The sequence below is a fragment of the Salinilacustrithrix flava genome (assembly GCF_041228405.1).
Taxonomy (GTDB): Bacteria; Actinomycetota; Acidimicrobiia; order Acidimicrobiales; family Salinilacustritrichaceae; genus Salinilacustrithrix; species Salinilacustrithrix flava.
In genome coordinates, this window is the sequence record NZ_CP133888.1 from 1,692,246 (window position 1) to 1,710,310 (window position 18,065).

Consider the following 18,065-nt stretch of genomic DNA (forward strand, 5'->3'; position numbering starts at 1 on the left):
GATGGCGACCCGCACCGACGACGAGCTGATCGACCTCACCGAGGACGACCACCCCCGACGGCATCCCGACCGCGGCGACGACCGCGGTCGGGACGCCGAGGGTCCCGGCGACGTGCCGGCCAGCGGCTGGAAGGACGTCGCCCTGCGCGTCAAGGGAGAGGTCAAGGAGGACCAGGTCCCCCTGCTCTCCGCCGGCGTCGCCTTCTTCTTGCTGCTCGCGCTGTTCCCGGCGCTCGCGGCGCTGGTCTCGCTGTACGGCATCTTCGCCGACCCCGACCAGGTGGCCCAGCAGGTCCGCGACCTCACGGGCAGCCTGCCCGAGGACGCCCGGGGCCTGATCACCGACCAGCTCGAGAGCATCACGTCCGAGCAGCAGGGCATCGGCGTCACCCTCGCCGTGAGCATCGCCGCCGCGCTGTGGGCCGCGTCGTCCGGTGTGAAGCACCTGATCGGCGCGGTCAACGCCGCCTACGACGAACGCGAGAGCCGCGGCTTCCTGAAGCTGCGCGGGCTCTCGCTCGGCCTCACCGTCGGCGCCATCGCGTTCGCCTCCGTCGCCATCGGCGTCATCGCCGTGCTCCCGACCGTGGCCGACCAGCTGCCGTTCGGCTCGCTCGGCCAGACCCTGGTCCAGATCGGCTCCTACGTCGGCCTGGCCGTGGGCTTCGCCCTCGGCCTCGCCGCGCTGTACCGCTACGCCCCCGACCGGGACGCGCCCCGCTGGCAGTGGGTGTCCTGGGGTGCGGTCATCGGCACCGCCGTGTGGATCCTCGGTTCCATCGCCTTCTCCGTCTACGTGTCGAACTTCGGCAGCTACGGCGAGACCTACGGCAGCATCGGCGCCGTCATCGTGCTCATGCTCTGGCTCGTGGTCACCGCCTTCGCCGTCATCCTCGGCGCCGAGATCAACAGCGAGCTCGAGGCCCAGACCGCGAGGGACTCCACGGTCGGCGAACCCCAGCCGATGGGCCGGCGCGATGCGGTGAAGGCCGACGACCTCGGCGAACCCGTCGCCACGGACTGACGCACCCCCACCAGCACCATCCACCACTTCGGCCCCAGCACGTGCTAGTGGCCACAGGAGCCACGGTCGCCTAGCCTCTCCCCCGGAGAGAAGGGGTGTTCCATGACCCGTGCCAGTGGTCCTGTGCGTCCCGGTTTCCTCACCCCCCGTGAGGTCGCCGAGGCGCTGCGAGTGTCCGACATGACCGTCTACCGGCTGATCAAGTCGGGCGAGCTGCGCGCCCTGCGCATCGGGAAGTCGTTCCGGATCAGCGAGGAGGACTTCGATGCCTACCTCGCCGACCGGTTCACCGAAGCGGGATGACCGGACGTAGCGTCGGAGGGGCATGACCCCGCTGACCTACGACACCATCTCGTTCCTCTCCGACTACGGCCGGGGCGACGAGTTCGTCGGCATCGTCCACTCGATCCTGCGCTCCACCGCACCGGGCGTGGCGGTCATCGACATCACCCACGACATCGCTCCCCACGACGTGCGCGCCGGTGGCCTCGCCCTGGCCCGCAGCGCCCAGTACCTGTGCCCGGGCGTCGTGCTCGCCGTGGTCGACCCGGGGGTCGGCACCGAGCGGCGGGGCATCGCCATCGAGGTCGGCGACGGCCAGTCGGTGCTCGTCGGGCCGGACAACGGCGTCCTGGCCCCCGCGGTGTCGATGTCCGGCGGCGCCAGCCGGGCCGTGTCGCTGACCAACACCGACTACCACCTGCCGGCGCCGGGCCCGACCTTCGACGGCCGCGACGTCTTCGCCCCCGTCGCCGCCGCCCTGTGCACCGGCACCGAGCTGACCGAGCTGGGCGACCTGGTCGACCCGAGCTCGCTCACGCCGGGTCTGATCCCGGTCATGCGGGAGGAGGACGGCGACCTCGTCTGCGACGTGCTGTGGATCGACCGGTTCGGCAACTGCCAGCTGAACGTGGACCCCGACGACATCGCCGACTGGGGGGACCGCATCGGCCTGCGCATCGGCGGCCAGCTGCGGACCGCCCGGCGGGTCGACGCGTTCGCCCGCATCAAGGAGGGCGAGGTCGGCCTCGTCGTGGACTCCTACGGGCTGCTCACCGTGGCGCTCGACCGCCGCTCCGCCCACGTCGAGCTCGACCTCGGCACCGGCCAGGAGGTGCGACTGCAGCGCCTCGACGACGACGAGGGCGCCGGTGGCATCACCACCCCGGTCGGCCTCGGACCACGCCCCCAGGGAGGCAGGCCATGAGGCCCGGAACCACCATCATCATGGCGATCCTGCTGCTGCTGATCATCGGCGCCGCCACCCTCCAGCTCGTCTTCCTGACGTGACCTGACCTGACGTTCTGGGGTACGTCCCGCGACCGCGTCGGTCACGCCGGGTACCCCAGAACGGCCTCAGGCGTAGCGGGCGAGGGCGCCGGCCATCAGGTCGAGGCCGGCCAGGCCGGGCAGCGCGTCGACGCGCCGGTCGATGCGATCGGCGACGGCCCGGCCGTCACCACCGGAGAACAGGGTGCGCACGAGGTGGCGGGTCTCGGCCTCGGGCATGACGGAGGCGCCGACCGGGCTCCACAGGGCGCGCACGGCGCGGCGCGTGGTGCGCTGCGCCCGTTCGCTGGCCTCGAGGCGCTCCACGGCGTGGGAGCGGTAGAAGGCGATGTGGGTGCCCTCCTGGCGCATGATGCGCCGGAGCAGCTCGTCGAGCACGGGGTGCCGGGCTTCGGCCGCGAGCCGGACGTAGCCGGCCTGCGTGGTCCACTCGTTCACCACGCCGAAGGTCATGTGGATGGCGAGGAAGTGCCGGGTCATGGCCGAGAAGCCCATCCACAGCAGCGGGCTGGCGGTGATGCGCCACCCGAGGCGCCGGCGCATGGAGGCGACGCGGTCCGGGCCCCCGGGCTCGTCGTGGGCGGCCAGCACCCGGGCGAGGGCTTCGCCGTGCCAGAGCTCCTCGTGGTTCCAGAGGGTGAGGAAGGTGGTGATCTCCGGGTCGTGGTGGGCCCGGGTGTTCAGCAGGTTCCGCAGGTAGCAGGACGTGTGGAGCTCGACGTCGTGCATGTAGCGCAGGCACCGGAGGTGCTCGGGGGCGAGGGGCTGGTCGTGGAAGGCGTCGAAGTCGATGCCCCCGACGTCGAGCCGGTCGGTGGATTCCTTGTAGGCGGCCAGGTCGAAGCGCACACCCGATGTTCGGAGTGCCCGCCCTGTCCGGATTGCCGGGTTCGTTCAGACCTGGGCGACGAGGGCGTCCCGGGTGAAGCGCTTCACGCCGCCCCGCAGCAGCAGCAGGGCGACGGCCCAGATCACGGCGCCGATGCCGACGGCGATCGGCAGCGTCACCAGCAGCAGCCCGGTGGACTGGCCGACGGCGAGGAAGATCAGCGGGAGGATCACCGCGCCGCCGAGCTGGTTGGCCTCCTGGGCGGTGTGGGTCCGGGCCGACACGCGCACCATCACGGCCAGGCCGAGGGTGGCGACGGCGGGCGCGACCCACAGGATCATCACGCCCCACAACCGGGTCGGGACGAAGACCCGGCCCATGACCGGCCAGGCCACGCCGTTGGCGACGATCACGAAGGCGAGGAACCCGAGCCAGGACACGGCGAGGGCGGGCAGGAACGCGGAGAGGAACTTGGCCAGGAACAGGTCCCGGTCGCGGATGGAGGAGTGCAGCAGCGACTCGAGGGTCTTGCGCTCCTTCTCGCCGGCGAACGCGTCCGCGGCGAGCACGGCCGACACCATGAGCGGCACGATCAGGAACAGCGGGGCCAGCAGGTAGCCGTTCACCAGGACGATCAGCTGCTCCTCGACCGGCAGGTCCAGGATCGGGCGGGCCAGGTCGCCGGGCACGTCGCCGAGCAGGCGCTCGACCTGCACGCCGGGGGCGGCTCGGGCGGCGAGGCCGATGGCGCCGGGCAGGAACACCATCAGCAGCACGGGCACGGCCAGCATCGGGATGACGACGGACTTGGAGCGCACGACGGCGCGCAGGTCCTTGGCCACCACGCCCCACACCGCGGTCCAGTCGGTGCGGGTCACGTCGGCACGCCCCGCGGGTCCGGTGCCGGCGGCAACCCGGCGGAGGCGGCCCGTCGGGCCTCGATCTCGAAGTAGACGTCCTCGAGGGTCGGCGGTCGGGGCACGGCCGCGTAGACCGGCGCTCCGGCCCCGACGAGGCGAGCGACCACGTGGGGGAGCACGTCCCGCCCGGCCACGCGCAGGACGGCGCCCGCCGGTGACGGCTCGACGGTGTGGACCCCGATCACGGAGGCGACGACGTCGAGCTGCTCGGTCGTGGCCCGCGCCCCGAGGTCGACCTCGGCCTCGAGCCCGTCCCACAGGTCGTCGGCCAGGTCGGCCGGTCGCCCGTAGGCGACCAGCTCGCCGCGGTCGAGCACGGCCATGCGGTCCGCCAGCCGGCCGGCCTCCCCGAGGAAGTGGGTGGCCAGCACGATCGTGCGGCCGTGCTCGGTGGCGAGGGAGCCGATCAGCTCCACCACGTCCCGCGTGGCGGTCGGGTCGAGCCCGGAGGTGGGCTCGTCGAGGAAGAGGACCTCGGGGTCGTGCAGGAGCGAGCGGGCCAGGCCCAGGCGCTTGCGCTGCCCGGTGGAGGCGCCCCGCACGGGCTGGTCGGCGCGCTCGCCCATGCCGAAGCGGTCGAGCAGCTCGCCGATGCGGGCCTCCACGGCCGGGCCGGTGATGCCGCGGATGCGGGCGGCGTAGTGCAGGTTCTCCCGGGCGGTGAGGCGGTCGTCGAGACCGGCGTGCTCGGTGAGCACCCCCGTGCGCCGGCGCAGCTCGTCGCCGTGGGTGGCCGGGTCGAGGCCGAGGACCCGGGCGTGGCCCCGGTCGGGCCGGAGCACGCCGTTGAGCAGCCGCACGGTCGTGGTCTTGCCCGCCCCGTTGGGGCCGAGCAGCGCCAGCACCTCGCCGGACGCGACCTCCAGCGACAGGTCGGCCAGGCCGACCCCGCCGGGGAACAGGCGGGTCAGGCCCTCGGTGACGATCCCGTCGTGCACGTCGCATGTCTACCGGGGAGCACGCGGCGGCATCGCACGCTGCTCACGTGCTGAACTGCCGGGCGTGAACCTCGCCGAGATCTGTGCCGACCACCCAGCCACGAGCGTGGCGCTCATCTCCCGTGGCAAGGAGACCACCTACGGCGAGCTGCGCGAGCAGGCCGGGCGCCTGCGGGGCGGTCTGGTCGAGGCCGGGATCGAGCCCGGGGACCGGGTCGCCGTCGTGGCCGCCAACAACTGGTACTTCGTGGTCAGCTGGCTCGCCATCCTCGGCGTGGGCGCGGTCGCGGTGCCGATCAACCCGGCCAGCCCCGGCCCCGAGGTCACCAACGAGCTCGCCGACGTCGGCGTCGTCGGGGTCATCGTCGGCCCGACGGGCAAGCGGGTGCTGCCCGACATCGACCGGGCGGCGGTGCCCGACCTGCGCCTCGTCGTGCAGTCGGACCCGGGGGACCTCGTGGTCGAGGGGGCCGTGCGCCTCGACGACCTCATGACCGCCGAGCCCACGCCGATCGTGCCGCGAGAGGCCGACGACCTCGCCGTGCTCATGTTCACCTCCGGCACCGCCGGCTTCCCCCGCGCCGCCAAGCTCAGCCACGGCAACCTCATGGCGAACCTCGAGCAGCTCCAGGCCAACCCGTACCGGGAGCAGCGCAGCGACGACATCACCTTCGGCGTGCTGCCGTTCTTCCACATCTTCGGCCTCAACGTGGTGCTCGACATGGCGCTGCACACCGGGGGCGCCGTGCTCGCGGTGGAGCGCTTCGACCCCGAGTCCGCGCTCGAGTCGGTCAAGAAGCACCAGGTCACGATCATCGCCGGGGCCCCGGCGATGTGGTCGGCGTGGGCCCACCTGCCCGGCGCCGACGGCGATGCCCTGCGCACGGTCCGCATCGCGGGTTCGGGCGCGGCGAAGCTGGACCCGGCGGTGCGCGCCCTGGTGCAGGAGCGCTTCGGCCTGTCGATCGACGAGGGCTACGGGCTCACCGAGGCGTCGCCGGTCGTCACCACCGCCACCGGCATCCCCGCCCCGCCCGGCAGCATCGGCGCGCCGCTGCCCGGGGTGAAGGTCCGCCTCACCGATGCCGGCGACCACGACGTCCTCGTCGGCGACGTCGGGGAGATCCGGGTGCAGGGCCCCAACGTGTTCCACGGCTACTGGGGCGACGAGGAGGCCACCGCCCAGGCCCTCACGTCCGACGGCTGGCTCAAGACCGGCGACCTGGCCGTGGTCGACGACGACGGGTTCCTCTTCATCGTCGACCGGTTGAAGGACCTCATCATCGTGTCCGGGTTCAACGTGTACCCGGCCGAGGTGGAGAGCGTCCTCGTCGAGCACCCGGGGGTGGCGTCGGCGGCCGTGGTGGGCGTCCAGCACCCCCACTCCGGCGAGGCGGTGAAGGCCTACGTCGTGGCCGCCGAGGGGGCGTCGCTCGAGGAGGACGAGATCATCGCGTTCGCCGAGCAGCGCCTCGCCCGGTACAAGTGCCCGCAGAAGGTGTGGTTCGTCGACGAGCTCCCGAGCGGCCTCGGCGGCAAGGTCCGCAAGCACGAGCTGCGGGGGACCCGGGCCGTCTACTGAGGCCTCGGCGCGGACTTTGTGAACGTGTGAACGAGCCCTACCCTCGTGCCGTGGCCGAGCGTGGTGGCAAGCGCATCCCCGATGCCACCGTGGCGCGCCTGCCGATCTACCTGCGCAGCCTGCTCGAGCTGGGGCCCCAGACGCCCACCGTGAGCAGCGAGCAGCTGGCCGAGTCCGCCGGCGTCAACGCGGCCAAGGTGCGCAAGGACCTGTCCTACCTCGGCAGCTACGGCACTCGCGGGGTGGGCTACGACGTCGAGTACCTGCAGGCCCACATGCGCCGGGCCCTCGGCATGACCCAGGACTGGCCCGTCGTCATCGTCGGCATCGGCAACCTCGGCGCCGCTCTCGCCAACTACGGCGGGTTCGGCAACCGCGGCTACCCGGTCGCCGCCCTGGTCGACGCCAGCCCCGACGTGGTCGGCCGCACCTTCGGCGACCTCGTGGTCCGCCACGCCGACGAGCTCGCCGAGGTCGTCGCCGAGGAGCACATCGCCATCGGCGTCATCGCCACACCGGCGCCGGCAGCCCAGGCCGTGGCCGACGAGCTCATCGCCGCCGGGGTGCGCTCCATCCTCAACTTCGCGCCGACGGTGCTGACCGTGCCGCCCGAGGTCTCCCTGCGCAAGGTCGACCTCGCCGTCGAGATGCAGATCCTGTCCTTCTACCAGCAGCACGGCCCGACCTCGGCGGCCGAGTAGCGATGCCGGTCGACGGTCCGCAATACCCGGTGAACCTGGTGCTGCGGGGCCGTTCGGTGCTCGTGGTCGGCGGTGGCCCCGTCGCCACGTCGAAGGTGGAGGGGCTCCTGGACGGGGGAGCGGACCAGCTCCTCGTCGTCGCGCCCGATGTGACCGATGACCTCCAGGCCTGCGCCGACGACGGGATCGTGGCGATCGAGCGCCGGCCCTACGCCAGCCCCGAGGCCGCCGAGCACCGCCTCGTCGTCACCGCCACGAGCGACCCCGGCGTCAACCACCAGGTGTTCCTCGACGCCGACGCCGCCGGCGTGTGGGTGAACTCGGCTGACGACCCGGCCAACTGCACCTTCACGCTGCCGGCTCGCGTGCGGCGCGGCACCCTCCTCGTGACCGTCGCGACGGGGGGTCACAGCCCCGCGCTGTCCACCTGGCTGCGGAGGCGATTCGAAGACGAGTTCGGCCCGGAATACGATGCCCTGGTGGAGCTCCTCTCCGCGGAGAGGGAATCCATCAAGGCCCAGGGTCGTTCAACTGAAGGACTCAAGTGGCAGGAGGCCCTCGATGCCGGGCTTCTCGACCTGCTGCGTGCCGACCGCCGAACCGAAGCGCTGGAACTGCTGAGATCATGCCTGTCGTCGTCATCGGGGTGAACCACCGCACGGCCCCCCTCGGGGTGCTCGAGGCGATGACCGTCGGCGACGCTGCGCTCGGCAAGACGCTGCACGCGCTGCTCACCAAGGAGCACGTGTCCGAGGCTGTCGTGCTCTCCACGTGCAACCGCACCGAGGTCTACGCGGTCGCCGAGAAGTTCCATGGCGGCTACGCCGACGTCCGCGCCGTGCTGGCCGAGCTCGCCTTCCTCGACCCCGAGGACTTCGCCGACCACCTCTACGTCCACCACGACACCGCCGCGGTGGCCCACCTCTTCGACGTGGTCTCCGGCCTCGACTCCGCCGTCCTCGGCGAGCACGAGATCCAGGGCCAGGTCAAGACGTCGTGGGAGAAGGCCCAGCGGGAGGACGCGGCCGGCACCACGCTGAACCTGCTGTTCCGCCACGCTCTCGAGGCCGGCAAGCGGGCGCGCAGCGAGACCGGCATCGGCCAGGGCACCGCGTCGGTGTCCTACGCCGCCGTGGCCCTCGCCGCCCAGCAGCTCGGCAGCCTCGACGGCCGCCGGGCCATCGTGCTCGGGGCCGGCGAGATGGGTTCGTCCATGGCCGAGTCGCTCGCCTCCGCCGGCGTGGCCGAGCTGGTCGTTGCCAACCGCACCCACGACAAGGCCAAGGCGCTCGCCGCCGCCGTCGGCGGTCGGGCCATCCGCTTCACCGACCTCGGCTCGGAGCTGGTCGACGCCGACGTCGTGCTCACCTCCACCGGTGCGGCCTCGGTGCTGCTCACCCGCGACGACGTCGAGGCTGCCATGGTCGCCCGCGGCGGCCAGCCGCTCGTGCTGGTCGACATCGCCGTGCCCCGCGACATCGAGCCCTCGGTGGCCGACGTCGCCGGCGTGACGGTGCTCGACATGGACGACCTCGGCGCCTTCGCCGACCGGGGCCTGGCCGAGCGCCGCCGGGAGGTCGACGCCGTCCGCTCCATCCTCGACGAGGAGCTCGAGCGCTACCGGTCCGCCACGTCGGCCCGGGAGATCGCACCGGTCATCGTCGCCCTGCGCGAAGGGGCCGAGGCGCTGCGCACCGCCGAGCTGGAGCGGGCCCGCGCCCGCCTCGCCGACCTCGACGACGCCCAGATCGCCGCGGTCGAGAAGCTCACCCAGGGCCTCGTCGCCAAGCTGCTGCACCAGCCCACCGTGGCGCTGCGTGAGGCCGCGGGCACCACCAAGGGCGACCGCCTGGTCCAGGCCCTGCGCGACCTCTACGACATCGATTCCTGACCGACCCTTGAGGTTGCGCGCCGCCACCCGCTCGTCGCCGCTGGCTCGGTGGCAGACCGAGCACGTGATCGCCCTCCTGGAGGCGGCGCACCCCGGCATCGAGGTCGAGCCGGTGCTGCTCACGTCGGCGCCCGACAAGGACCTGACCACCCCGATCTCCGCGCTCGGCGGCAAGGGCCTGTTCGCCAAGGAGGTCCAGGAGGCCGTGCTCGACGGTCGGGCCGACTTCGCCGTCCACTCGGCCAAGGACCTCCCTTCGGAGACGGTGCCCGGCCTGACGCTCGCATCGGTCCCCGAGCGGGGCGACCCCCGCGACGTGCTGGTGGGGGCTGCCCTCGTCGACCTGCCCGTCGGCGTCGTCATCGCCACCGGCTCCAACCGCCGCCGGGTGCAGCTGCAGGACCTGCGACCGGACCTCCGCTTCGTGGAGCTGCGGGGCAACATCCAGCGCCGGGTCGCCACCGCCGGCACGAAGATCGATGCCGGCGACCTGGCCGGGACGCCGATCACCGCGATCATCGCCGCCGGCGCCGCCATGCTCCGCCAGGACATGGAAGCCGCCATCACCGACTGGCTGCCGGCCTACGTGATGACGCCCCAGGTCGGCCAGGGCGCGCTCGGCATCGAGTGCCGGGCCGACGACGACGCCACCCGTGACCTGCTCGCCGCCATCGAGCACGCCCCGAGCCGGCGCCGGGTGGACGCCGAGCGCTCGTTCCTGGTCGCCCTCGGGGGTGACTGCGACCTGCCCGCCGGCGCCCACGCCACCCTCGCCGACGACGACCCGGGCAGCGAGATCACGCTGCGGATGGTGATCGGCGCCGACGACGGCTCCCGCCTCGAGCGGGCCGTCATCCGCGGCACCGACGCCGCCACCATCGGCGCCGACGGGATCACCCTCCTCCCCGTCGCCGACCTCCTCGGCGGGTGATCTCCACCATCACGTCGGTGCCGACGAGCGCCTCGATCTCCTCGGCCAGGGACTCGATGACCGGCCGGTCGCCGACGTAGGCGTCGGCCTGGTCCGGGCCGCTCGGCCGCTCGGTGCAGCACCAGTGCATGGTCTCGCCGTCGGAGCCCCAGTCGGCCCGGCTCCAGCGCCGCAGGGTGGCGGTGTCGCCGTCCCGGTCGATGCGCAGCGGCAGCTGCCAGCACACCTCCGGCTTCCAGTCGATCACCGGCTCGCCCGCGGCCTCGGCTGCCCGGTGCAGGGCGCAGCCGACGCCGCCGGGGAAGCCCGGTCGGTTGAAGAAGATGCAGGCGCCGTCGACGACCCGGGTGTTGGTGCGGGTGTCGTCGGAGAAGAACCCGTGCTCGGCGGCCTCGGCGTGGTGCTGGAGCTGCTCCGGCTCGAGCGTGGCGCCGAGGGCGGCGACCAGCATCGCCTCGTCCTCGTCGAGCATCTCGGCGCCGACCGAGCAGCACCCCTGCATCAGGTGGGCTGCCGGCTCGTCGAGGATGCCCTGGCAGCCGTCGCCCCACAGGCAGGTCCAGCTGGACTCGAGGAAGCCGACGTCGATGCGCCAGCGGGTGCCGTCGACGGGGTCGACCACGTCTTCGAAGCGCTCGTCGGCTGGCACCGCACCAGGCTACGGCCACCCGGCGCTCACGATCGTAAGGTGCCTTCCATGACCGTGTACCTCGTCGGCGCCGGCCCCGGAGACCCCGGCCTGCTGACCGTGCGAGGCGCCGAGCTGCTCCGGCGGGCCGACGTGGTCGTGCACGACCGGCTGTCCGCCGAGGAGCTGCTCGACCTGGCGCCGGCCCACGCCCAGCGCATCGACGTCGGCAAGGTCCCCGGCCACGCCCGGGTGCCCCAGGACGGCATCAACGAGCTGCTGGTCGAGCACGGCCGCTCCGGCGCCACGGTGGTGCGACTGAAGGGCGGCGACCCGACGGTGTTCGCCCGGGGCGGGGAGGAGGCCCAGGCCCTCGCCGATGCCGGCGTGCCCTTCGAGTTCGTGCCCGGCATCACCTCTGCCATCGCCGTGCCCGCCTACGCCGGCATCCCGGTGACCCAGCGGTTCTCCTCCACCAGCTTCACCGTCGTCACCGGCCACGAGGACCCGACCATCGGCGAGGACGGCTCGGTGGACTGGGACGCCGTGGCCCGGGTCGGCGGGACCATCGTCGTGCTGATGGGCGTGGGCCGGATCCAGAAGATCTGCGACCGGCTCATGGCCGCCGGACGCCCGGCCGACACGCCCGCCGCCGCCGTCATCTGGGGCACCCGCGCCGAGCAGCGCACGGTCCGGGCCACCCTCGGCACGCTGGCCGCGCAGGACCTGGAGTCGCCGGCCACCATCGTGATCGGCGCCGTCGCCGGCCTCGACCTGGCCTGGTTCGAGCGGCGCCCCCTGTTCGGTCGCACCGTGGTCGTCACCCGGGCCCGGGCCCAGGCGTCGTCCCTCGTCGCTCGTCTGCGCGAGCTCGGCGCCGCCACCGTGGAGATCCCCGCGATCCGCATCGACGATCCTGCGGACGGGGGCACCGCTCTGCGCTCGGCCGTCGCCGACCTGGCCGGCAACGACTGGGTGGTGGTGACCTCCCCGAACGGCGCCCGCCGCCTGCTGGCCGAGTGCCGCGACGCCCGCGCCTTCGGTGCGGCGCAGGTGGCGGCGATCGGTCCGGGCACCGCCGATGCGCTGCGGGAGGGCAACGTCGAAGCCGACCTCGTCCCCGAGCGCTTCGTGGCCGAGGGCCTGCTCGAGGTCTTCCCCGACCCGCCGCCCGGCGGCGGTCGGGTGCTGCTGGTCCGGGCCGCCGAAGCCCGCGACGTGCTGCCCGAGACCCTGCGCGAGCGGGGCTGGACCGTCGACGTGGTCGAGGCCTACCGCACGGTCCAGGGCACGCCGTCGCCCGACGAGCTCGCCGCCGCCGCCGAGGCCGACATCGTCACGTTCACGTCGTCCTCCACGGTCCGGAACTTCCTCGCCGTCTGCGACGCGGTCCCGCCCATCGTCGCCTGCATCGGCCCGGTCACCGCCGACACGGCCCGGGAGCACGGCCTCACCGTCGACGTCGAGGCCGACGTCCACACCATCGACGGCCTCCTCGCCGCCCTGGTCGTCCACCTCACCCCCACCTGAGCCTTCGGTGGTCCGGAATCGACCAGATCCGGTCGGGTTCTGACCAGCGGAGCGGGTTCGGGCAGGATCGTCCCGTGCCCCCCGACGCGATCCTGTTCGACTTCGACGGACTCGTGCTCGACACCGAGACCTCGGAGTTCCTGACCGTGGCCGAGAGCTTCGCCGACCACGGCCTCGACCTGTCCCGCGACGACTGGGTGGCCATCATCGGCACGGCCGACCACCCGCACTGGATGGACATGCTGGAGGAGGCGCTGGGCCGGCCCCTCGACGACCGGGAGGCGATCCTGGAGACCCGCCGGGCCCGCCACCACGCCCGCATCAGCGAGGAGCCCCTGCGCCCCGGGGTCATCGAGCTGGCCACGGCGGCCACGGAAGCCGGCGTGGGTGTGGCCATCGCCAGCTCCAGCCCCCTCGACTGGGTCACCGGGCACCTCCAGCGCTTCGACGTGGACCACCTCTTCCCCGTGAAGGCGACGCGCGACGACGTCGGCAAGGAGCGGACCAAGCCCCACCCGGACCTGTTCCTGCTCGCCGCCGAGCGCCTCGGCGTCGACCCCACCCGCTGCGTGGTGCTCGAGGACAGCGAACCGGGCGTGATCGCGGCCAACGCCGCCGGCTGCGCCACCGTCGGCGTGCCGGCCGGCATGACCGCCGAGCTGGCCTTCACCCACGCCGACCTGGTCGTGCGCTCGGTCGCGGAGCTGGACCTGGACCGCCTGAAGGGGCTGTTCGGGTGAGGTCGTAGGCTCGCTCCGATGGCCTTCCCCGAGCGACGACTCCGCCGCCTCCGACGCACGCCCGCCCTCCGGCGCATGGTCGCCGAGACCCACGTGGGGCCCGACGACCTGATCGCTCCGCTGTTCATCCGGGAGGGCATCGACCAGCCCAACGCGATCGAGTCGCTGCCGGGCGTGGTCCAGCACACCGTCGACAGCGCCCGGCGCGAGGCGGCCGAGCTCACCGCCCTCGGCGTCCCTGCGGTCATCCTCTTCGGCGTCCCGGCCACCAAGGACGCCACCGGCAGCCAGTCCTGCGATCCCGACGGCATCGTGCAGGTCGCCCTGCGGGCCCTGAAGGCCGATCTCGGCGACGACCTCGTGCTCATCGCCGACCTGTGCGTCGACGAGTACACCGACCACGGCCACTGCGGCGTCGTCCGCGACGACGGCACGGTCGACAACGACGCCACCCTCGAGCTCTACACGATGGCCGCCGTCGCCCAGGCCCGGGCCGGCGCCGACATCGTCGCGCCGTCCGGGATGATGGACGGCCAGGTCGCCGCCATCCGCTACGCCCTCGACCAGGACGACCACCCCGAGATCCCGATCCTCGCCTACGCGGCCAAGTACGCCTCGGCGCTCTACGGGCCGTTCCGGGACGCAGTCGACGTCACCATCGCGGGGGGTGGGGACCGCAAGGGCTACCAGCAGGACCCGGCCAACGTGCGGGAGTCCATGGAGGAGATGGAGGCCGACCTGTCCGAGGGCGCCGACATGCTCATGGTGAAGCCGGCGCTGGCCTACCTCGACGTGCTCAGCCGGGCCCGGTCCCGCTTCGACGTGCCCCTCGCCGCCTACCACGTGTCCGGGGAGTACGCGATGGTCAAGGCCGCCGGCGAGCGGGGCTGGATCGACGCCGACGCGGTCATGCGCGAGCACCTGCTCGGCATCAAGCGCGCCGGGGCCGACCTCATCCTCACCTACGCCGCCCGCCAGATCGCCGAGGAGCACGCCCGATGACCACCAACGAAGAGCTCTACGCCCAGGCCGAGGCCCACATCCCCGGTGGGGTCAACTCGCCGATCCGCGCCTTCCGGGCCGTGGGAGGAACGCCGTACTTCGTCGAGCGCGCCGAGGGACCACGGGTGTGGGACGTCGAGGGCACGGAGTACCTCGACCTCGTCCAGAGCTACGGCGCGGTCATCGCCGGCCACGCCCACCCGGCCATCGTGTCGGCCATCCAGGAAGCGGCGACGAAGGGGACCTCCTACGGCGCGCCCACCGAGGGCGAGGTCCGCATCGCCGAGGAGATCTGCGCCCGGGTCCCGAGCGTGGAGAAGGTCCGCCTCGTCAGCTCCGGCACCGAGGCCACGATGTCGGCCATCCGCCTGGCCCGGGGCCACACCGGCCGGACGAAGCTGGTGAAGTTCGCCGGGAACTACCACGGCCACGGTGACGCGCTGCTGGCCCAGTCCGGCTCGGCCCTGGCCGTGTTCTCCCTGCCCGAGAGCGTGGGCGTCACCGAGGCCACGGTGGCCGACACCATCGTCATCCCGTTCAACGAGGTGCCCACCCTCGACGACCAGGTCGCCGCCGTGATCCTCGAGCCCGCCGCCGCCAACATGGGCCTGATCCCGCCCGAGGAGGGCTTCCTGCAGGCGCTGCGCGACGAGTGCGACCGGGTCGGCGCCCTGCTCATCTTCGACGAGGTCATCACCGGCTTCCGGGTCGCCCGCGGCGGGGCCCAGGAGCTGTACGGCGTCGACGCCGACCTGACCTGCTTCGGCAAGGTCATCGGCGGCGGCCTCAACATCGGGGCGTTCGGCGGCCGGGCCGAGATCATGGACTCCCTGGCCCCCGACGGGCCGGTGTTCCAGGCCGGCACGCTGTCGGGCAACCCGCTGGCCACCGCTGCCGGCCGTGCCGCCCTCGACCTGCTGGACGACGCGGCCTACGACCGGCTCCGCGCCGGAGCGACCCGCCTCGCCGACGGCCTGGCCAAGGCGTTCGCCGACGCCGGCATCGACGTCGTGATCCCGCGGGTGAGCTCGCTCGTCGGCCTCCACCTGGGCGACACCGCGCCGCGCACCTACGACGACGCCAAGACGACCGACGTCGACCGCTACCGGCGCTTCTTCCACGCCATGCTCCGGCGCGGCGTGGCCATGGCGCCGGGCGCCTACGAGGTCCTGTTCCCCGGCCTGGCCCACACCGACGACGTCATCGACGACATCGTGGCCCGGGCATCCGAGGCCGCCGCCGAGGTGGCCGAGGGCTGACGACGGGACGTCGACCCGCATCGGTGGTGAGATCGGCTGAGCGATCTGTGCGCCAGCGAGCCTGGAGAGGTTCTGGTTCCGGCCGCCGGACAACCGGCACTATCCAGCGGCCCCCTAGTACGACCAGGCGTACTCGTCGGGATCGTCCCATCGGACGGTTGGCCCGTTGCCAGAGACGACCTCGCGCCAGCGTCCGGCGTCCCCTTGGACGCAGTAGACGTAGTCGAGGTGCTCACGGTTGCTCTGGTCGGTTTCGACGAGCACCTCGGCACGTGCGCCCCGGACCGTGACGGAGCGCACCCGCGTTGGCTGCCGGCGTCCCCCTCCAGCTCGCGAGCGCTGCCTCCTCGGGCGAAGCGAAACCACCGGCAGTCACCTTCTGATGGTGCCAGTTCGAGCCGCTCCGAGGTGCCGAGCTCTGACCGTGAGGTCCCAAGGTCAGCCGCTCCGAAGGCGGCGGACCGGCCGATAGGGGCGCACGACTTTGTCACCGCGTTTGTCATCGATCCCCCGCCGGGATTGGTGACAAAGGGTGAACGCCCAGGTCGGCGGCTCGCGCTCCGACGGCGCGGAACGCGTTTTCGGCGAAAGCGGAACGCGCCTGGGCGGTAGGTGCCGGGGAGAGGGGTGGTCGGGCCGCCAAAGATCCGGCACTCTTCTGCGGTGATCGCGCCACGCTTCGACAGCCCGATCCTCCAAGCGATGAACGCGTTGACGATCGCAGCGTTCCTGTACGTCGGAGGCCTGTTCATCTGGTCTTGGCGGAAGGGGCGGCAGCTCCAGTGGCGAGACCTGCTCATTCTTGTCCACTTCTCGATAGCGGGCTGTTACGTCCCGGTCTTCCCGCTCATCTGGCTCGCGAAGGAGCGGGGGGACAGCCGGATGCCGACCGGCAAGGTGGACACCCGATAGGTGGCGTCTTCCGCGAGGCGACCGGTGCGGAATACCCGGCAGTATGTGCAGGTGGGCGGCGAGACGATCGACGGGTTCGCCCTTGGCATCGAACTCGAAGTTGTCAAGACCGAGGATGGCGGGCGGGTCAACCCCATCGGCGGAGATGACTACCCGCCGATGGCTTACCGGCCGAACTGGGGGCTACCCGGAATGACGCCCCCCGAGCAGACGGGTGGTCCGGTGCTTTGCTTCGGGCATTACCCAGTCAGCCCAGGCGACCGGGTGCGGGCCGTCGTCGTCTCGATGTTTCCAGACCGGGTGCCGTCATGGTCCGACGTGAGGGTCGGAGATGTGCTGCCGATGTACGACTGCGGTGGCGTCGCCGATCATCAGTTACTGCTGGCCCGAACGCTCAGAGACACTGCACTCGGGAGCGCCGCGTGTCACCTCTGGAAAGATGGTTGGCGTGGCCCGAGGTGCTGACAGCGAGCGAGTGTTCAACCTAGGCGCCGTGGGGTGGGTGGCGGTCGCAGCGCTAATCGCGCTGGCGCTCGGCGGACTCGTGTTCGCGACGGGTCTGGTCCTCGGCGGACCCTTCGTTAGCGACGAGGGGCCGTCCGTCCACCGTGGTGGGCTGGAGGCGCCAGTCTTCGCAAACGTCGATGCGCTCCTCATTTCGGCGAAGGAAGCCGGCGTGGAGTGTGCCGAGCCACGTGTGGTCGAGGACCCCTACGAGGGCTACGCCGAGGATCAGGTGTACCCGCAGACCGAAGCGCTCCGGTGCACCTCCCGGGGAGCAGCGACGTTCTTCTACATCTATCCGAATGCGGAAGCCCGCATCGACGTCTACGAGCAGGGAGTCATCCAGGTTCCCGTTTGCCGGGCCGTGTCGCAGAACCGTCGCGGGACAGTCCAATCCGTCGCCGGGGCCAACTGGCGCGTCGTGTCAGTCGGTGCGGACAACGTGTCGGTGCTGGTCGAGCACTTCGACGGCCAGGCAATCAGGGAGCCGCTGTCTTGTGAGTTTCAGGCGTAGACCGACGCCACGTGCCGCTCCTATGTGCCGTTCACAGCGGAATCGTGGGCACGGTCGACGCAGCGATCGCTCACGCAACGCTGATCGGCGGGGCGTTCGCTCCCGCGACTCAACCGCGGTCCACGTCGGTCGGCACACGATGCGCTCAGTTGGCTGCACTCACGAACGACTGGTGGGCATGTCCACGGAAGACGGATCGGCGGCGATCCGGCGTCAAGCGCCTGTCCAACGCCGATCGGCGCCGAACCGTCAGGCGTTCGGCGCTAGGAGTCCTCGCCCGGCTCGGGCAGGTGCTCGTCGATCGCGGCCTCGGCCTTCTCGTGGGACTTGCCCATCGAGAGGGCCAGCTCGGCGACCAGCAGGTTGCGGGCGTGGGCGTAGAGCGTCTTCTCCGAGGGGGAGAGGTGCTTCTTGGACCGGCGGATCGCCAGGTTCCGGACCACCTCGGCCAGCTGCCACACGTCGCCGTCGTTCATGCGGCTCTGGTTGTTCTTCATGCGCCGGGAGAAGTTGGACGGGATGCGCACGTCGTGGTCGGAGAGCAGCTCGAAGAGGTCGTCGAGCTCGTCCTTGGGGGTGGGCTCGCGCACGCCGACCTGCTCGGCCTCGTCGCAGGGCACCCACACGCGAAGGTCCTGGAGCTCGAGCTCGATGACCAGGTACTGGCGCTCGACGTCACCGATCGTCCGCTTCTCGACCGCCACGACCCGCCCGGCCCCGTGCTGGGGGTAGATGACGGCGTCGCCCTTCTTGAAGGGCGATTCGACGGTGGAAGTGGACGCTGGCGACACGTTGGGGCTCCTCTGGCGCGACTCGGGGCAGAACATGCCCATCTCCCACCTTGGCGGCTCGAACGGCGAAAACCAACAT

General features: G+C 72.1%; 21 protein-coding genes. 15 read left to right on the forward strand and 6 right to left on the reverse strand.

From position 1 onward, the window contains the following. Window position 1: 1 nt before the first annotated feature. The 3 genes from RGQ06_RS08420 (at window position 2) to RGQ06_RS08430 (ending at window position 2,231) form a co-directional block, all read left to right on the forward strand. Complete coding sequence (locus tag RGQ06_RS08420; protein ID WP_432427015.1) at window positions 2-1,024, forward strand: YihY/virulence factor BrkB family protein; 1,023 nt, start codon at window positions 2-4, stop codon at window positions 1,022-1,024. A 102-nt stretch (window positions 1,025-1,126) separates the two neighbouring features. Beyond that, window positions 1,127-1,327, forward strand: coding sequence for a helix-turn-helix domain-containing protein (locus RGQ06_RS08425; protein ID WP_432427014.1), 201 nt, complete (start codon window positions 1,127-1,129; stop codon window positions 1,325-1,327). A gap of 22 nt (window positions 1,328-1,349) precedes the next feature. Then, window positions 1,350-2,231, forward strand: coding sequence for an SAM hydrolase/SAM-dependent halogenase family protein (locus tag RGQ06_RS08430; RefSeq protein WP_432427013.1), 882 nt, complete (start codon window positions 1,350-1,352; stop codon window positions 2,229-2,231). 149 nt (window positions 2,232-2,380) lie between these two features. Here the strand turns inward: RGQ06_RS08430 and RGQ06_RS08435 are convergent, their stop codons facing one another. From RGQ06_RS08435 to RGQ06_RS08445, 3 genes are read right to left on the reverse strand one after another with little or no spacing between them, the layout of a single operon-like run. Beyond that, entirely contained in the window at window positions 2,381-3,163 is a 783-nt protein-coding gene (locus RGQ06_RS08435; RefSeq protein ID WP_432427012.1) for a ferritin-like domain-containing protein, read from the reverse strand. A gap of 45 nt (window positions 3,164-3,208) precedes the next feature. Then, window positions 3,209-4,021 carry an ABC transporter permease subunit gene (locus RGQ06_RS08440; RefSeq protein WP_432427011.1) on the reverse strand — a complete coding sequence of 271 codons (813 nt, stop codon included), beginning with the start codon at window positions 4,019-4,021 and terminating at the stop codon, window positions 3,209-3,211. Further along, entirely contained in the window at window positions 4,018-5,001 is a 984-nt protein-coding gene (locus RGQ06_RS08445; RefSeq protein ID WP_432427010.1) for an ATP-binding cassette domain-containing protein, read from the reverse strand. Before RGQ06_RS08445 ends, RGQ06_RS08440 begins: the two co-directional genes overlap by 4 nt. A 64-nt stretch (window positions 5,002-5,065) precedes the next feature. Between RGQ06_RS08445 and RGQ06_RS08450 the strand changes: the two genes are divergently transcribed. Genes RGQ06_RS08450 through hemC form a run of 5 tightly spaced genes read left to right on the forward strand, consistent with a single transcriptional unit; the run spans window position 5,066 to window position 10,106 of the window. After that, entirely contained in the window at window positions 5,066-6,583 is a 1,518-nt protein-coding gene (locus RGQ06_RS08450) for an AMP-binding protein (RefSeq protein ID WP_432427009.1), read from the forward strand. 50 nt (window positions 6,584-6,633) lie between these two features. Continuing rightward, window positions 6,634-7,284 (forward strand): redox-sensing transcriptional repressor Rex, encoded by a 651-nt coding sequence (locus tag RGQ06_RS08455; RefSeq protein ID WP_432427008.1) that lies wholly within the window; start codon window positions 6,634-6,636, stop codon window positions 7,282-7,284. Between the two features lie 2 nt (window positions 7,285-7,286). Beyond that, window positions 7,287-7,934 (forward strand): precorrin-2 dehydrogenase/sirohydrochlorin ferrochelatase family protein, encoded by a 648-nt coding sequence (locus RGQ06_RS08460; protein ID WP_432427007.1) that lies wholly within the window; start codon window positions 7,287-7,289, stop codon window positions 7,932-7,934. Next, window positions 7,910-9,175 carry a glutamyl-tRNA reductase gene (locus RGQ06_RS08465; RefSeq protein ID WP_432427006.1) on the forward strand — a complete coding sequence of 422 codons (1,266 nt, stop codon included), beginning with the start codon at window positions 7,910-7,912 and terminating at the stop codon, window positions 9,173-9,175. The genes RGQ06_RS08460 and RGQ06_RS08465 overlap by 25 nt, the downstream gene beginning before the upstream one ends. 13 nt (window positions 9,176-9,188) lie before the next feature. After that, window positions 9,189-10,106, forward strand: coding sequence for a hydroxymethylbilane synthase (gene hemC / locus RGQ06_RS08470; RefSeq protein ID WP_432427005.1), 918 nt, complete (start codon window positions 9,189-9,191; stop codon window positions 10,104-10,106). Here hemC and RGQ06_RS08475 read toward each other — a convergent pair. Next, on the reverse strand, window positions 10,069-10,755 hold the full coding sequence (locus RGQ06_RS08475) for a hypothetical protein (RefSeq protein WP_432427004.1): 687 nt from the start codon (window positions 10,753-10,755) through the stop codon (window positions 10,069-10,071). The two genes, hemC and RGQ06_RS08475, sit on opposite strands and share 38 nt — an antisense overlap. Before the next feature lie 48 nt (window positions 10,756-10,803). Here RGQ06_RS08475 and cobA point away from each other — a divergent pair, with 48 nt between their 5' ends. The 4 genes from cobA (at window position 10,804) to hemL (ending at window position 15,265) form a co-directional block, all read left to right on the forward strand. Further along, window positions 10,804-12,264 (forward strand): uroporphyrinogen-III C-methyltransferase, encoded by a 1,461-nt coding sequence (cobA, locus tag RGQ06_RS08480; protein ID WP_432427003.1) that lies wholly within the window; start codon window positions 10,804-10,806, stop codon window positions 12,262-12,264. Window positions 12,265-12,338: 74 nt separating this feature from the next. Then, window positions 12,339-13,004, forward strand: coding sequence for an HAD family hydrolase (locus RGQ06_RS08485; RefSeq protein ID WP_432427002.1), 666 nt, complete (start codon window positions 12,339-12,341; stop codon window positions 13,002-13,004). A gap of 18 nt (window positions 13,005-13,022) precedes the next feature. Then, a complete protein-coding gene (hemB, locus tag RGQ06_RS08490; protein WP_432427001.1) occupies window positions 13,023-14,006 on the forward strand; it encodes a porphobilinogen synthase in 984 nt (327 codons plus the stop codon). Beyond that, window positions 14,003-15,265 (forward strand): glutamate-1-semialdehyde 2,1-aminomutase, encoded by a 1,263-nt coding sequence (hemL, locus tag RGQ06_RS08495; RefSeq protein WP_432427000.1) that lies wholly within the window; start codon window positions 14,003-14,005, stop codon window positions 15,263-15,265. The genes hemB and hemL overlap by 4 nt, the downstream gene beginning before the upstream one ends. A gap of 114 nt (window positions 15,266-15,379) precedes the next feature. Here the strand turns inward: hemL and RGQ06_RS08500 are convergent, their stop codons facing one another. Next, window positions 15,380-15,565 (reverse strand): hypothetical protein, encoded by a 186-nt coding sequence (locus tag RGQ06_RS08500; protein ID WP_432426999.1) that lies wholly within the window; start codon window positions 15,563-15,565, stop codon window positions 15,380-15,382. A 363-nt stretch (window positions 15,566-15,928) separates the two neighbouring features. Between RGQ06_RS08500 and RGQ06_RS08505 the strand changes: the two genes are divergently transcribed. From RGQ06_RS08505 to RGQ06_RS08515, 3 genes are read left to right on the forward strand one after another with little or no spacing between them, the layout of a single operon-like run. Beyond that, a complete protein-coding gene (locus tag RGQ06_RS08505; protein WP_432426998.1) occupies window positions 15,929-16,177 on the forward strand; it encodes a hypothetical protein in 249 nt (82 codons plus the stop codon). Between the two features lie 51 nt (window positions 16,178-16,228). Then, window positions 16,229-16,642, forward strand: a complete 414-nt coding sequence (locus RGQ06_RS08510) for a hypothetical protein (RefSeq protein WP_432426997.1) — start codon at window positions 16,229-16,231, stop codon at window positions 16,640-16,642. Then, window positions 16,626-17,195 carry a hypothetical protein gene (locus tag RGQ06_RS08515; RefSeq protein WP_432426996.1) on the forward strand — a complete coding sequence of 190 codons (570 nt, stop codon included), beginning with the start codon at window positions 16,626-16,628 and terminating at the stop codon, window positions 17,193-17,195. The genes RGQ06_RS08510 and RGQ06_RS08515 overlap by 17 nt, the downstream gene beginning before the upstream one ends. Window positions 17,196-17,458: 263 nt before the next feature. Here the strand turns inward: RGQ06_RS08515 and RGQ06_RS08520 are convergent, their stop codons facing one another. Beyond that, entirely contained in the window at window positions 17,459-17,986 is a 528-nt protein-coding gene (locus RGQ06_RS08520; RefSeq protein ID WP_432426995.1) for a CarD family transcriptional regulator, read from the reverse strand. Between the last annotated feature and the right edge of the window lie 79 nt (window positions 17,987-18,065).